At 69.5% G+C, this 13,411-nt stretch carries 11 protein-coding genes; 5 read left to right on the top strand and 6 right to left on the bottom strand.

The genetic code is table 11. The annotated features are described in order from the left end of the window. Positions 1-30: 30 nt before the first annotated feature. Positions 31-1,257: a beta-ketoacyl-ACP synthase I gene (gene fabB / locus AO398_RS01835; RefSeq protein ID WP_058190299.1), complete on the bottom strand. Its 1,227-nt coding sequence runs from the start codon at positions 1,255-1,257 to the stop codon at positions 31-33. A 142-nt stretch (positions 1,258-1,399) separates the two neighbouring features. Beyond that, the gene (gene fabA, locus AO398_RS01830; RefSeq protein WP_058190298.1) at positions 1,400-1,936 is read right to left on the bottom strand and encodes a 3-hydroxyacyl-[acyl-carrier-protein] dehydratase FabA; all 537 of its coding nucleotides are present in this window, start codon (positions 1,934-1,936) and stop codon (positions 1,400-1,402) included. Positions 1,937-2,172: 236 nt separating this feature from the next. Here fabA and irr point away from each other — a divergent pair, with 236 nt between their 5' ends. Next, positions 2,173-2,688, top strand: coding sequence for a Fur family transcriptional regulator Irr (gene irr, locus AO398_RS01825; protein ID WP_007559805.1), 516 nt, complete (start codon positions 2,173-2,175; stop codon positions 2,686-2,688). 577 nt (positions 2,689-3,265) lie between these two features. Here the strand turns inward: irr and AO398_RS01820 are convergent. Continuing rightward, on the bottom strand, positions 3,266-3,829 hold the full coding sequence (locus tag AO398_RS01820; protein WP_058190297.1) for an SH3 domain-containing protein: 564 nt from the start codon (positions 3,827-3,829) through the stop codon (positions 3,266-3,268). Between the two features lie 361 nt (positions 3,830-4,190). Between AO398_RS01820 and AO398_RS01815 the strand changes: the two genes are divergently transcribed. Continuing rightward, positions 4,191-5,189 carry a D-glycerate dehydrogenase gene (locus AO398_RS01815; protein ID WP_058190296.1) on the top strand — a complete coding sequence of 333 codons (999 nt, stop codon included), beginning with the start codon at positions 4,191-4,193 and terminating at the stop codon, positions 5,187-5,189. 15 nt (positions 5,190-5,204) lie between these two features. Here AO398_RS01815 and AO398_RS01810 read toward each other — a convergent pair whose 3' ends face one another. Both AO398_RS01810 and AO398_RS01805 read right to left on the bottom strand, forming a co-directional pair. Continuing rightward, positions 5,205-5,831, bottom strand: a complete 627-nt coding sequence (locus AO398_RS01810) for a cyclic nucleotide-binding domain-containing protein (protein ID WP_058190295.1) — start codon at positions 5,829-5,831, stop codon at positions 5,205-5,207. Between the two features lie 90 nt (positions 5,832-5,921). Continuing rightward, the gene (locus AO398_RS01805) at positions 5,922-7,271 is read right to left on the bottom strand and encodes an NAD(P)/FAD-dependent oxidoreductase (RefSeq protein ID WP_244498649.1); all 1,350 of its coding nucleotides are present in this window, start codon (positions 7,269-7,271) and stop codon (positions 5,922-5,924) included. 127 nt (positions 7,272-7,398) lie between these two features. Here AO398_RS01805 and AO398_RS01800 point away from each other — a divergent pair, with 127 nt between their 5' ends. Then, positions 7,399-8,103: a sulfate transporter family protein gene (locus AO398_RS01800; protein WP_058190294.1), complete on the top strand. Its 705-nt coding sequence runs from the start codon at positions 7,399-7,401 to the stop codon at positions 8,101-8,103. A gap of 91 nt (positions 8,104-8,194) precedes the next feature. Continuing rightward, the gene (locus AO398_RS01795) at positions 8,195-9,481 is read left to right on the top strand and encodes an efflux RND transporter periplasmic adaptor subunit (RefSeq protein WP_058190293.1); all 1,287 of its coding nucleotides are present in this window, start codon (positions 8,195-8,197) and stop codon (positions 9,479-9,481) included. Between the two features lie 343 nt (positions 9,482-9,824). On the opposite strand, the gene AO398_RS01790 is transcribed toward AO398_RS01795, so the two are convergent. Next, on the bottom strand, positions 9,825-10,202 hold the full coding sequence (locus AO398_RS01790; RefSeq protein ID WP_082643085.1) for a plastocyanin/azurin family copper-binding protein: 378 nt from the start codon (positions 10,200-10,202) through the stop codon (positions 9,825-9,827). A gap of 213 nt (positions 10,203-10,415) precedes the next feature. Between AO398_RS01790 and AO398_RS01785 the strand changes: the two genes are divergently transcribed. Further along, positions 10,416-13,289, top strand: coding sequence for an EAL domain-containing protein (locus AO398_RS01785; protein WP_058190292.1), 2,874 nt, complete (start codon positions 10,416-10,418; stop codon positions 13,287-13,289). The last annotated feature ends 122 nt before the right edge of the window (positions 13,290-13,411 follow it).

The following is a 13,411-nucleotide window of genomic DNA, read 5'->3' as shown; positions in this document are numbered from 1 at the left end:
GTGAAACGCAGTGGTTCCGATATGAGACAGTCAAGCGTCCACGTGCTTCAGGACCAGGGTGGCGTTGGTGCCGCCGAAGCCGAAGGAGTTGGTCAGGACGTGACCCAGCTTGGCGTCATCCCGGCGCTCGCGCAGGATCGGCATATCGGCGAAGGCGGGATCGATCGTGTCGATATGCGCGCTCTCGCAGATGAAGCCGTTCTGCATCATCAGGAGGCTGTAGATCGCCTCCTGCACCCCCGTGGCGCCCAGCGAGTGGCCGGTGAGCGACTTGGTCGCCGAGATCGGCGGGCAATCCTCGCCGCGGCCGAACACCTCGCGGATCGCCTCGATCTCCTTGTCGTCGCCGACCGGGGTCGAGGTCGCATGCGGGTTGATGTAGTCGATCCGCGCGCCCTTCAGGCCTTCCATCGCCTGGCGCATGCAGCGCACCGCGCCCTCCCCCGACGGGGCGACCATGTCGTGGCCGTCCGAGGTGGCGCCGTAGCCGGCGATCTCGCCGTAGATCCGGGCGCCGCGGGCCTTTGCGTGCTCCAGTTCCTCGAGGACCAGCACGCCAGCGCCGCCGGCGATGACGAAGCCGTCGCGGTTGGCGTCGTAGGCGCGCGACGCCCGGGCCGGCGTGTCGTTGTACTTCGACGACATGGCGCCCATGGCGTCGAACAGCGACGAGAGGGTCCAGTCCAGATCCTCGCAACCGCCCGCGAAGATGATGTCCTGACGACCGCCCTGGATGATCTCGGCGGCGTTGCCGATGCAATGGTTGGAGGTCGCACAGGCCGACGAGATCGAGTAGTTCACGCCGCGGATCTTGAACCAGGTCGCCAGCGTTGCGGAGGCGGTTGAGGACATCGCCTTCGGCACCGCGAACGGGCCGATCCGCTTCGGACCCTTGTCGCGGGTGATGGCGGCGGCATCCACGATCACCCGGGTCGAGGGACCGCCCGATCCCATGATGATGCCGGTGCGCTCGTGGGAGATCTCGGCCTGCTCAAGGCCCGAATCGCGGATCGCCTGATCCATGGCGACGTGGTTCCACGCGGAGCCGCCGCCGTGGAAGCGCATGGCGCGACGGTCGACCACGCCCTCGGGATCGAGGCTGGGCCGGCCCGAGACCTGGCTGCGGAAATTGTGCTCGGCATAGCTCGCGTCGCGCGCAATGCCCGAACGCGCCTCGCGTAGGGAGGCGAGCACCTCCTGCGTGGTGTTGCCGATGGACGAGACGATGCCCATCCCGGTGATGACGACGCGGCGCATGGTGGTGTCGATACCTCCGTCGCGGCATCGGTCGCCCGTGCCGCGTCCCGGTCAGCTAAGGTGACGCGGGTACAATCTCAACTGCCGAGGGCGTCCGGCGTTGCGCGCCGGGTGTGAAACACGCCCTCGAAACGCGGCGCACTCAGCTCTGGAACAGGCCGACGCGCATATCCTGAACCTGGTAGACGCGCTCCCCGTCCGCCTCAAGCCAGCCGTCGCCGATGCCCAGCACCAGCTTGCCCTGCCGGACGCGCTTCACGTCCACATTGTAGACGACCTTCTTCATGGTCGGCAGCACCTGCCCGGCGAGCTTGACCTCGCCGACGCCGAGTGCCCGGCCGCGGCCTGGAGAACCCAGCCAACCGAGATGGAACCCCAGCATCTGCCACAGGGCATCGAGGCCCAGGCAGCCCGGCATCACCGGGTCGCCCTGGAAATGGCACGGGAAGAACCACAGGTCCGGCCGGATATCGAGCTCGGCTGTGACATGGCCCTTGCCGTGGGCGCCGCCCTCCTGCCCGATGCTGGTGATCCGGTCGAACATCAGCATCGGCGGCAGCGGAAGCTGTGCATTTCCGGCGCCGAAGAGCTCGCCGCGCCCGCAGGCCAGTAGATCCTCGTAGGAATAGTGCGACTTGCGGCTCGCGGTCTGTTCCGGCGTCTCGGCATCTGTCGGCATGAAGGTGGCTGTTTCCTCTGGACTCTCTTGGGGGGCTGGCTTGCGGTGCGCGGCCCTGGCCTGGTTGTTCGGCGCGCGGGTTAGCACGGGGCGCAGCGCCTTCAAAGCCATCAACGACTTCGCAGGGGATGCGCACCGGCTCGGCAAGGCGCCTTGGGTTGCGACCGCATGTCCACTTCCGTATAGTATGACGAATCCCATTCCTACAGGGTCCTCGTCGAGCGTTCAGTCCCGCAATGTCCGAACTGCTGCCCCTTCAGGCGATCCTCAACGGCCGGGTCCCCGCCCCCCAGCTGGAAGCGAACGGCATGCCGCGTCGCGGTTGTCCGCTGTCCGATCTGCGCGACCGCCTGCGTCGGGCCGGCCTGCGTCCGACCCGGCAGCGCCTGTCCCTGGGCTGGCTCCTGTTCGGCCGCGGCGACCGGCACCTGACCGCCGAGATGCTCTACGACGAGGCGATGCGCGCCAAGGTGCCGGTCTCACTGGCCACCGTCTACAACACGCTCCACCAGTTCACCGAGGCGGGTTTGCTGCGCCAGCTCGCGCTCGACGGGTCGAAGGCATATTTCGACACGAACCCGAGCGAGCACCACCACTTCTACCTCGAGGACGAGAACCAGGTGATCGACATGCCGGATTGCGGCATCACGGTCGATTCCCTCCCCGAGGCCCCCGAGGGCATGGAGATCGCCGGCGTCGAGGTGATCGTCCGCCTGCGCCGCGCCCGCCCCGCCGGCCGCCGCCAGAGCTGATTGTTCGGGGCTTCGGCCCCGCGCGTCGACGTCGAGCCGCCCGGTTTCGGGCGGCTTTTTTGTTGCGTGTCCGTCGTTGCCGGATGCGTCGCGGGTGCCGTCTCCCGGGCGGGCTACGATGGTTACACAGTGTGATCGGTCATGCCCGACGCGCTCTCCTCCCCCTTGTGGAGAGGCGTTGGAGGTGGGGGTGGTTCAGAAGGCACCGCTGCGCTCCATTCTGCACCACCCCCACCCCTGATCCCTCCCCACAAGGGGGGGAACGCGTCGTGTTTCAGAGGCTTGCCGAAGACCGAAGCCGATCTGTGAATCTGCTAGTCCGCAGAGGGGGGGGGGAAGGGAGAGCCGCCGTGCCTCCCGTGGCTTCTGCCGACTTCAATGTGTGGATCCGCAAGCCCGGTAGCGGAGGCCTCGGAGGAGAAGTCGAGGGATCGCGCGAAAGCTGGAGGGCTCCTTTGAGCGCGACGCTGCGCGCTGCCACAACAGGATTAGGATGTGGGTGGAAGGCGCGACGCAGATCGGCTCGCCGGATCGAGCCGACCGGCGTTGCCCGGCGCCCCTCCCCAAAAACCAAAACCTATTCCACCACCTCGTTCGGATACACGCCCCAGAGACGGGTCTGGCGGATGTAGCCGTCCACGTCCCGGCGGTTGGGGAGCGTCACGATCAGGCGGCACCACGTGCCGGTGCAGCTCTTCACGCTGCCGATCACCCCGGTCTGAAGGCGGGCCTCGTCCTCGGCGCCCTCGTCGGCCTTGGCGCGCAACGAGACGGCGGCCTTCTCGGCGCCCTTGTCGGGGCCGGCATTGACGATGGCAGTGCGACGGCCGGAGAGCAGCGAGTGCAGCACCCAGCCCTCGGTGCCCTCCGAATCGCGGATCCGCCGCCAGGTCTCGAACTCGCCGACGATCTCCACCGGCAGGCCGGCGCGCTGGAACACCCAGAGGGTGCGGTGATCCTTCGAGGGCCCTTCCCGCAGGTTGACGCGGTCGGTCTTCAGGCTGGCGTAGCGGGGCAGCGGCAGCTTGGTGACGGGGCCGATTCCGGTGTCGGGCTTCGCGGTCGGCGGGGCCGCGCTGGCACCGACCAACCCGCTCAGAAGCAGCGCCGCGACGGCGAAGCTCAGGCGTGACGCGCGCATGGTCCTCTCCCACTCCCGACCTGACGATGCCCGGCGGACTCGCCTCTGGCCACCCGCCCGGGTTTCGAATCCTGATTCCGATGCGTCCCGGGACCCGGCGATCCCTGTTCGAGGGGAGGCCGAAGAAGCCCGGGCTGTCGCGATCGCGGCCCGTCGGTGCGCGGATCCTGCCGGCATCCGATTGTGTTCCGGCCCACCTCTGGTAGAGAGGCCGATGGGTCGGAACAGGCTCCGGGACCGGTGCCTCGCACCCGACCTGTCTGGCCGAGTTCGGTTAACGGACGCTTGCCACGCGTGGTCCGGATCGGGCCCGCCGGGCCGGGATCGCCAACACGGCCGCGAGGCTGACGGGGAGAGAGACGTGTCGAAGCGCAAGCCGCTGGTGGTCGTGACGCGGCGCCTGCCGGATGCCGTCGAGACGCGGATGCGCGAGCTGTTCGACGTGCGCCTCAGTCCCGACGATGCTGCCATGCCGGCCGACGCTCTGGCGGCGGCCCTGCGCGAGGCCGACGTGCTGGTCCCCACCGTCACCGACGAGATCGATTCCGGGCTGCTCGCCCAGGCCGGCCCGAACCTGCGGCTGATCGCCAATTTCGGCAACGGCGTCGATCATATCGACGTGGCCGCCGCCCTGGAGCGCGGCATCACGGTCACCAACACCCCCGGCGTCCTGACCGAGGACACCGCCGACATGACCATGGCGCTGATCCTTGCGGTGGCCCGCCGGGTCACGGAGGGCGCTCGGATCATCCCGGACGACGACTGGACCACGGGCTGGTCGCCGACCTGGATGCTCGGCCGGCGCATCACCGGCAAGCGGCTCGGCATCGTCGGCATGGGCCGGATCGGCCAGGCGCTCGCCAAGCGCGCCCGCGCCTTCGGCCTGCAGGTCCACTACCACAACCGCCGCCGGGTGCCGGCCGCGATCGAGGGCGCGCTGGACGCGACCTACTGGGAATCCCTCGACCAGATGCTGGCCCGGGTCGACATCGTGTCGGTGAACTGCCCGCACACGCCGGCGACCTACCACCTGCTCTCGGCCCGGCGCCTCAAGCTGCTCAAGCCCGAGGCCATCGTGGTCAACACCGCCCGCGGCGAGGTGATCGACGAGAACGCGCTCGCCCGCCTCATCGAGGCTGGCGACGTCTCGGCGGCCGGCCTCGACGTGTTCGAGCAGGAGCCCGCAGTGAGCCCGCGCCTCGTGAAGCTCGCCCGCCAGGGTAAGGTCGTGCTGCTGCCCCATATGGGCTCGGCGACCTACGAGAGCCGCACCGACATGGGCGAGAAGGTCATCATCAACATCAAAACCTTCATGGACGGCCACCGCCCGCCGGACCGGATCCTGCCGAGCATGCTCTGATCCCGAACGGCGGCGCTACAGCGCGTCGCCGCGGGCGGCTACGGGCTTCGGTGTGGTCTGCGCGCTCTGGAACAGCCGCTCGCTGGTCAGCTTGAGGAAGTAGAACCCGAATTCCGGGTTCTGGTAATAGAGCTGCTTCACGTCGGAATAGGACACGCACAGCGCGTTGCCGGCCTCGATGCAGATCAGCGACGCGGTCCGGGTGTTGCCCGGGGCGAGCAGGCCGAGTTCACCGACGATCCCGCCGGCGCGCACCTCGATCCCGACCTCCGGAATCCGGAAGGCGCCGCTCTCGACGTAGTACATCTCGCCGGCCGGCTCGCCCTTGCGGAACACCACCTCGCCGAGTCCGAACGGGCGCTGCGATCCGAACGGGCGCAGCCATTCGAGGGACAGGTTGCCGTCGGCCGCGGTCTCGACGTCGCGCACCAGGCGCATCATCTGCCAGAGCCGGTAGGCGTTGAACGGGATCTGGATCGCCTCGGTCAGCACCACCGGCATGCTGCCGATCAGGATTCCGTAGGTGATCACGGCGCAGCTGGCGCAGAGCGAGATGATCCGCAGCGGGATCATGGTGCTCATGGCCGAGGCCGAGATGGTGAGCGCGGTGCCGAGATAGCCGATCCCCTCGATCCAATCCACGCACGCCTCCACCAGCTCCCGAGCGTGAGCGGGATGCCCGTCCCGCCGGGCTCCGGCAAGACGCGCGGCCCCGGGCGGCGCGCGCGCGCTTCAGCCTGTGCCCGCGCGGATACGCTCGGCGGCCGCCGCGGCGGCGCGGGTGCCCTCCTCGTAGGCGCCCCCGACCGTGCCCCATTGCAGCCGTGACAACGCCTCCCCGGCGAACCAGACCGTGTCGGCCAGCGGCGCCTGCAGGAAGGCGCGGGCCGGCGCGTGGCCGGGGGGCACCACCGCCCAGGAGCCGCGCGACCATGGATCGTGACGCCACGCGCTCACCGCCGGGATGGTCAGGTCGCGCAGCCGCGCCCGGCCGAACTGCTCGGCCAGAACCGACCGGACATGGCGGCGGACCCCGTCCGCGCCGGAGCCGGCGGCATCCAGCGCCTCGGCCTCGTGGACGTCGAGCTCATAGTAATGGAACGGCGTGCCGTCGATGCGGGTGAGGAGGCCGGCGGGCGAGCGCCGGGTGCCGTGGATCGCGGCGAGCCGATCCCGGCCCTGGAAGGGGCTCGACGGCCAGTGCAGCACGGCGTGCTCGTACAGGCCCGTGGTGAAGCCGTCGATCGCGGCCCGGACTGCGTTCGGCAGCGGCGGCGAGAAGGCCGGGCCGTCACGCAGCACCATGACCGGCACCGTTACGATCACCGCCTTCGCCGCGTACGCGACGCCATCCGCCGTCTCCACGCGCACCCGCCTGTCCGACCAGTCGATGCGGGTCACCGGGCTCGCGAGCGCGATCGGCAGATCGTTGGCCAGCCGGGCGAGGTAGCTGCCGTAGCCGCCGGCCAGGAAGTAGTTCTCGCTGTATTCGAGGCTCGGGAAGTCGTGCAGCGACACCGCGCCGAGCGGCCGGCCCGAGACCAGGCCGTGGACCTGCGCCACCCGGGTCCCCCAGGGGCCGAGGCCGGGCGGGAGGGCGCTCTCGGCCGGCCGGTCGTCCCCCGGCCGAGCCGCACCGCGGGTCATGGCCTGGTCGGCCCGGTCGAAGGCCCGGGCATTGGCCCGGATCTCGTCGGCACGGCCCCGGCGTCGGTCGACCCAGACATGGCTCTCCTGGGGCGCCAGCGTCAGGCGCTCCCCGCGCGCCCGGCCCAAAGCCACCAGCGGGTTGATCGGCCCGGCATGGAGCCAGTGCGCCCCGAGGTCGAGGGCGTGGCCGCGCACCGAGACCGTGAAGGCCCGGCCGCCGATCCGGTCGCGGGCCTCCAGCACGGCGACCCGCACGCCCCGCTCCACCAGGGTCCGGGCCGCCCCGATCCCGGCGGCACCGGCGCCGATCACCAGCACCTCCGGATCCGCAGGCAGCAGGGCGAGGCGCGGCCGGTAATCGGGGGCGCGCGGCGGGTCCGCGGAGCACCGCTCGGCTTTCCCAGGGGAAGTCGTCGAGGTCGAGGCCGTCATCCTGGCGTCCTGCACGCGCGCTCCTGTCCGCTCGCTCCGGTGCGGCGGCGTCCGGCCTTGCGCCGGTGGCCGCACCCCTTCACAACGCTGCCGCGCCGCCTCCGGCGCTAGCCGGAAACCCCGCCCGATGATCGTCGAGTCCGCCGCGGCGGCTTTGCGCCAGACCTTCTCCCCGCCCCTGCGGGCGATCCTGTGGAAGTCCCTGGGCCTGACGCTCGGGCTCCTCGTCCTGCTGTGGCTCGGCCTGACCCGCCTGGTCCAGGCATTCCAGGCGAGCCACCACATCTCCGCCCAGTACCCGATCCTCGACAGCCTCGCCTACTACCTCGCGGGTTTCGGCCTGTTCGTGGTCCTGGCCTATCTCATGCCGGCGATCTCGATCCTGGTGGCGGGTTTCTTCCTCGACGACGCCGCCGCCATCGTCGAGCGCACGGACTTCCCCAACGATCCGCCGGGCCGACCCATGCCGCTCGGCACCGCGATGTTCTACGCGGTGCGCTTCGCGGGTGTGACATTGCTGGTCAACCTGGCGGCGCTGGTGATCTTCTTCGTCCCGGTGATCGGGATCGCGGCGTTCTTCGGCGCCAACGCCTACCTGCTGTCCCGGGAATATTTCGAGATGGCGGCCGCCCGGTTCCGGCCGCTTCCGCAAGCAGCCGAAATGCGCAAGGCCTTCGCGGTCCGCACGCTCAGCGCCGGCTGCCTGATGTCGGCGTTGATGGTGGTGCCGATCCTCAATCTGCTGACGCCGCTGTTCGGGATCGCTCTGATGGTCCACCTGCACAAGCGCCTCAGCGGGCGCCGGCAACTGGCGTCCCCGATCCCGCGATAGCGGATGCGTCGAAGCCTCGCGCTGGTCGGCGACGGCTCGGGCCGCTACCGTGGTGAGAACCCGGCGGCGCTCCGGGGCGGAGAGCCGATCGATGAAGGCCCACGACGCAGCGCAGGACGGGGATCGCGAGATCCCCCCGCCCCCGGGCAAGGGTCCGTTCCTGCTCGTCGGCTTGGTCGCCCTCGGCCTGGTGGGCTACGGCGCCTACAACCACTGGCAGCGGGACGTCGAGGCCACCGCGACCCTGGAGCGGATCAAGACCCTGGTGCCCCAAATCCGCACCATCGTGGCGGAGCGGTCGGACGGCCCCCTCGATCTCACGCTGCCCGGCGAGACGCAGCCCTTCACCACCGCCGCGATCGCGGCCCGGGCCACCGGCTACATCGCCGAGCGGCGGGTCGATATCGGCTCCCGGGTCAAGGCCGGCGATCTGCTCCTGCGCATCGCGGCCCCGGATCTCGACCAGCAGCTGGCCCAGGCCCAGGCCCAGGTCGGCCAGCTGAAGGCGCAATTGCTGCAGGCGCAGGCGCAGGTCGAGCAGGCCCGCGCCAACGTGAATCTCGCCAACTTGACCAACAACCGCACCTCGACGCTGGCCGTCCAGGGCTGGGCGTCGCGCCAGAACGCCGATACGTCGCAGGCCAGCGTGCTCTCGCAGGCCGCGGCCCTGGCGGCCGCCGAGGCGGGGGTGAAGGTGGCCACCGCCAAGATCGCCTCGCAGGAGGCGGCGGTCGACCGGCTGAAGGCGCTCGCGGCGTTCGAGCGGGTGGTCGCCCCCTTCGACGGAGTGGTCACAACCCGCAACGTCGATGTCGGTGATCTGGTCAAGGCCGATAACGGCGGCACGCCGCTCCTCAGCATGGACCAGGACAGCACCCTGCGCATCACCGTGAACGTGCCGCAGAACGATGCCGTGGGCGTCAAGCCGGGCGTCCAGGCAGAGATCGGCGTGCCCCAGATCCCCGGCCGTCTCTTCGGCGGCTTCGTCGAGCGCAGCTCGGTGGCGCTGAACGCCACCTCGCGCACCCTGACGACACAGGTCGACGTGCCGAACCCCGATCGGGCCCTGCGGGCCGGGCTCTTTGCCTATGTGACGCTGAAGCTTCCCCGGACCGATCAGAGCGTCACGGTCCCCGCCGAAGCGACGGTGTTCAATGCCCGGGGGTTCCAGGTCGCCGAAGTGGGTGAGGACGATCGGGTGACTTGGCGGACCGTCCGGGTGCGGCGTGACCTCGGCCGGACCCTCGAGCTCGAATCGGGCCTGGCCCCGGACAGCCACATCATCTTCAGCCCGCCTCCGGAGCTGCGCGACGGCCAGACCATTGAGCGCGTGAAGCCGGCGCCGCAGGCCAAGCCGATTCGGGCGGCGGAACGGTAAGGGGCTTTCGGGCTCAACGTCTCCACGCCCCTCCCCCCCCCCCATATCCTGAAACGACGAAGCGAAGCAGATTCCTCTAGAAATCGCGCCGCTTCTATAGGGCTCCTTCGAGTCCCGCGGACGCGGGGACCGCAGGATGAGGGGATGGGTGGGATCGATGCTGTTGTGCACGTCGGCCGGCGGATTGGCTCAGCCAAGCCGCAGCCCGAACCGTCATTGCGAGGGCAGCAAAGCAACGCAGCGCGGCGTACCATTCCGAGATCGCGCGCTGCCCTGGGTTACTTCGCTGCGCTCGCAATGACGGTGCGCGATCGAGGCGTGACCGCGTCTCCGTCGAGCGGGCTCAGTTCACCCGGACCACCAGCTTCATCTTCGGATGAATGCCGCACAGCACCTGGAACGTCCCCTTCTCGGTGAAGGTCACCGGCGTGCGGCTGCCCGGCTCCTGATCTCCGGAATCGAAGTTGAACGTATCCGATTCCACGAAGACGTGGTGCAGCAGGTCGCTATCGTCGTTGACGAACATCACCGTCTCGCCCCGGCTCAGCGCGATGTTGCCGGGCTGAAAGGCGCGGCCCTTCTGCGACACCAGCAGCCCGGAGGCTTCGAGGTCGCCGACCAGGATCATTCCGCAGATGATCCCGAGGGCCAGCGCGAGCGCCGCCGGCCAGGCCGACTTCCAGCGGAGCGATGCGGATACACGGAGCGCTGCGGAGGCCATGCTATTCCTCGGGCTGACCCGGGAGTTCTACCTGCGATTCTATTGAGAAATGATTTTCGCGATGCTGCACGTTCCGGTGCATCTGGCTGTTTTGCGGTCAATCGTGCCGCCAAAATGATATCCGCGAGTCGAATGCGTGGTACGCTCGGCTAATCACGTCTTAACATGTAGCAATTACGGTTTGCTGGACCTGTCAGACGGCGGCCCGGTGCGATGCGAGACCCCGAGAGAGCGACGGACGAACGGACGCCCCGGGTTCTGACGCGTCTCGTGCGCAGCGTAACGGGCCTGTCGACGACGATCCGCGGCCGGATCTTCGTCGCCTTCCTCGGCATGAGCCTGCTGTCCGGCGCGCTCGGGCTCTACGCCGTCGTGGCGATTTCGCATGTCGGGGTGCTCGTCAACCGCACCTATGACGAGTCGCTGATGTCGATCAATTACGCCCGGGCGACCGCGGCGGATTTCGCCAAGATGCGCAGCGCCTTCGCCCGCCGCACGCATGTCCGCAACGCCGCCGAGGCGGCCAAGCTCGATGCGGAGATCGCCGACCTCTCGACGACCCTGTCCGAAGACCTGACCATTGCCGTGGAGCGCTCACAGTCCGACCGGTCGGTCCGCACGGCCGGCGCCGTTCAGGCCGCGGTGGCCACTTGGGAGGAGATGCGCCGCAGCCTCGATCCGGCCACGGCGCGACCGGAGCGTTGGGATGCGCTGGACCAGCAGGCCAGCGCCGTCGACAGCCAGATCGACCTCCTGGTCAATTACACCGCCGGCGACGGCTTCACCTTCCGGCAGGCCGCCCGGATGCTGGTCGCCCGGGAGATGCACGTCAACGCCATCGTCGCCGGGCTGGCGGTGTTCGCCTGCGCGCTGATCGCATGGCTGCTCAACCGCCGCATCACCGGCCCCCTGGCCGATGCCTCCGCGGCGGCAGAACGGATCGCCAGCGGTCGCCTCGACGACAGGATCCCGGCCGGCGGCCGCGACGAGCTCGGCAGCCTGCTCCGCTCGATGGCGGCGATGCGCGACAACATCCAGGCGATGATGCAGCGCGAGGTCAGCCAGCGCCGGGTCGCCGAGGCTCTGGTGACCGATGCCCTCCAGACTTCCCGCGAGGGCGTCATCGTGGTCGATGCCGAAGGCGGCATCGCGCTGGCCAACGCACAGGCGCTGTGCTTCTTCCACGGGCTCGAAGCCGCGATCGCGGCCGGCGTGTCCCTGGCGCGCCCCGCCGCAGGATCGGGCTCCGATACCCTCGACGAGTGCTTCCGGGCCCTCGCCCGCGACGGCGAGATCCGGCTGGCGGATGGGCGTTGGTTGCGGGTGAGCCGCAGCGCCACCCAGCAAGGCGGCTTCGTCGCCGTGTGCAGCGATATCAGCCTGCTCAAGGAGCAGGAGGACCGGCTGACCGAGACGAATCTGCGGCTCGACGCGGCGCTGGACAACATGTCCCAGGGCCTGTGCCTCTACGATTCCCAGCACCGGCTGATGGTGGTGAACCGCCGCTACAGCGAGATCTACGCCCTGCCCGCCGGCGCGATAGCGCCCGGCATGTCGGCGCAGGACGTGCTGCGGGCAAGCCTCGCGGCCGGCAACCATCCGGGCTGCGATCTCGCCGCCCTCCTCCACCAGGAGCGCGAGGCGCATCGCGGGGGCGCTTGGCACACGCAGTTCCAGGAGCTGAGCAACGGCCGCACCGTCTCGATCGACCGTCGCGCGACGGCCGACGGCGGCTTCGTGGCGACCTACGAGGACGTCACCGAGCGTCGCCATGCCGAGGCACGCATCGCCTTCCTGGCGCATCACGACACCGTCACGGGCCTGTTGAACCGGGAGGCCCTCGGCCAGCAGATCGATTTGGCGGTGGCGCAGGCCGGGCGCGATTCGGGCTTTGCCGTCTTCGCGATCGACCTCGACGATTTCCGGCCGATCAACGAGACACTGGGTTACGGGGTCGGCGACGAATTGCTGGCGGCAGTCGGCGATCGGCTCACGGCCTGCGTGCGCGAGATCGACTGCGTCGCCCGACTCGGCGCCGACGAGTTCATCGTCGTCCAGCGTGGCGCTGACCGGCCCGAGGAGGCCGCGGTGCTCGCGCGCCGCATCATCGAGGTGCTAAGCGCGCCCTACAGCCTGAGCAGCCACGAGATCAGCATCGGGCTGACCATCGGCATCACCCTCGCGCCGGGCGACGGCGCGAGCTGCGAGAAGCTTCTGAAGAACGCCGAGGTCGCCCTCGACCGCGGCAAGACCGAGGCCCGCGGCTCGTTCCGCTTCTTCGAGCCGGAGATGGATGCGCGCCTCCAGGCCCGTCGGATCCTCGAGCGCGACCTGCGCGACGCGCTGGCCCGCGAGGCGTTCGAGGTCTACTACCAGCCGATCTACAGCCTCGCCGCGGACCGGATCTGCGGCTTCGAGGCGCTGCTGCGCTGGGACCACCCGGGCCGCGGCTTCATTTCGCCGGCCGAGTTCATTCCGATCGCCGAGGAACTCGGTCTGATCGTGCCCCTCGGCGAATGGGTGCTGCGCCGGGCCTGCGAGGAGGCCGCCCACTGGCCGGACGGGCTCAAGGTCGCGGTCAACGTCTCGGCGGTGCAATTCACCTCGGCGAGCCTCGTCACCGCGGTGCGCGAGGCCCTTCGCCGGACCGGGCTGCCCGGCCGCCGCCTGGAGCTGGAGATCACCGAATCGGTGCTGGTGGCCAATCCCGGGGCGACCACGGCGATCCTGCACAGCCTGAAGGCGCTGGGCGTGCGGGTCTCGATGGACGATTTCGGCACCGGCTACTCGTCGCTGAGCTACCTGCGCAGCTTCCCGTTCGACAAGATCAAGATCGACCAGTCCTTCGTCCGCGACCTGTGCGTGAAGGACGGGACCGACTTCATCGTCCGGGCGGTGATCGGGCTGGGCTCCAGCCTCGGCATGACCACCACCGCCGAGGGTGTGGAGACTGAGGCGCAGCTCGCGCATTTGCGCGCCGAGGGCTGCGACGAGGTCCAGGGCTACCTGATCAGCCGCCCGGTCCCGGTCTCGCAAGTGGCCGAGGTGATCAACCGCTGGAACGGCGCTGCCGAAGCGGTCGCGTGAGGGGCCCTCCCGCGTTCAGGATGGCGGATTTAAACATTTGGGTCGGCAGGAGACATGGGAGACACCGCGGCTCTCCCTCCCCCCTTTGCGGGGGAGGGAGACGCGCTTGGGGTTAACCTGGC

The organism is Methylobacterium sp. GXS13 (assembly GCF_001455965.1).
Classification (GTDB): Bacteria; Pseudomonadota; Alphaproteobacteria; order Rhizobiales; family Beijerinckiaceae; genus Methylobacterium.
The sequence above is the reverse complement of the archived record's forward strand: the minus strand, read 5'-3'. Positions and strand labels throughout refer to the sequence as shown.

Coding starts and splice junctions, on each gene's coding strand:
- fabA (WP_058190298.1), bottom strand. CDS start 1,936: ATGCCGACAGATGCCGAGACGCCGGAACAGACCGCGAGCCGCAAGTCG.
- AO398_RS01805 (WP_244498649.1), bottom strand. CDS start 7,271: ATGACGGCCTCGACCTCGACGACTTCCCCTGGGAAAGCCGAGCGGTGC.
- AO398_RS01820 (WP_058190297.1), bottom strand. CDS start 3,829: ATGCGCGCGTCACGCCTGAGCTTCGCCGTCGCGGCGCTGCTTCTGAGC.
- fabB (WP_058190299.1), bottom strand. CDS start 1,257: ATGCGCCGCGTCGTCATCACCGGGATGGGCATCGTCTCGTCCATCGGC.
- AO398_RS01785 (WP_058190292.1), top strand. CDS start 10,416: ATGCGAGACCCCGAGAGAGCGACGGACGAACGGACGCCCCGGGTTCTG.
- irr (WP_007559805.1), top strand. CDS start 2,173: ATGTCCGAACTGCTGCCCCTTCAGGCGATCCTCAACGGCCGGGTCCCC.
- AO398_RS01800 (WP_058190294.1), top strand. CDS start 7,399: ATGATCGTCGAGTCCGCCGCGGCGGCTTTGCGCCAGACCTTCTCCCCG.
- AO398_RS01790 (WP_082643085.1), bottom strand. CDS start 10,202: ATGGCCTCCGCAGCGCTCCGTGTATCCGCATCGCTCCGCTGGAAGTCG.
- AO398_RS01795 (WP_058190293.1), top strand. CDS start 8,195: ATGAAGGCCCACGACGCAGCGCAGGACGGGGATCGCGAGATCCCCCCG.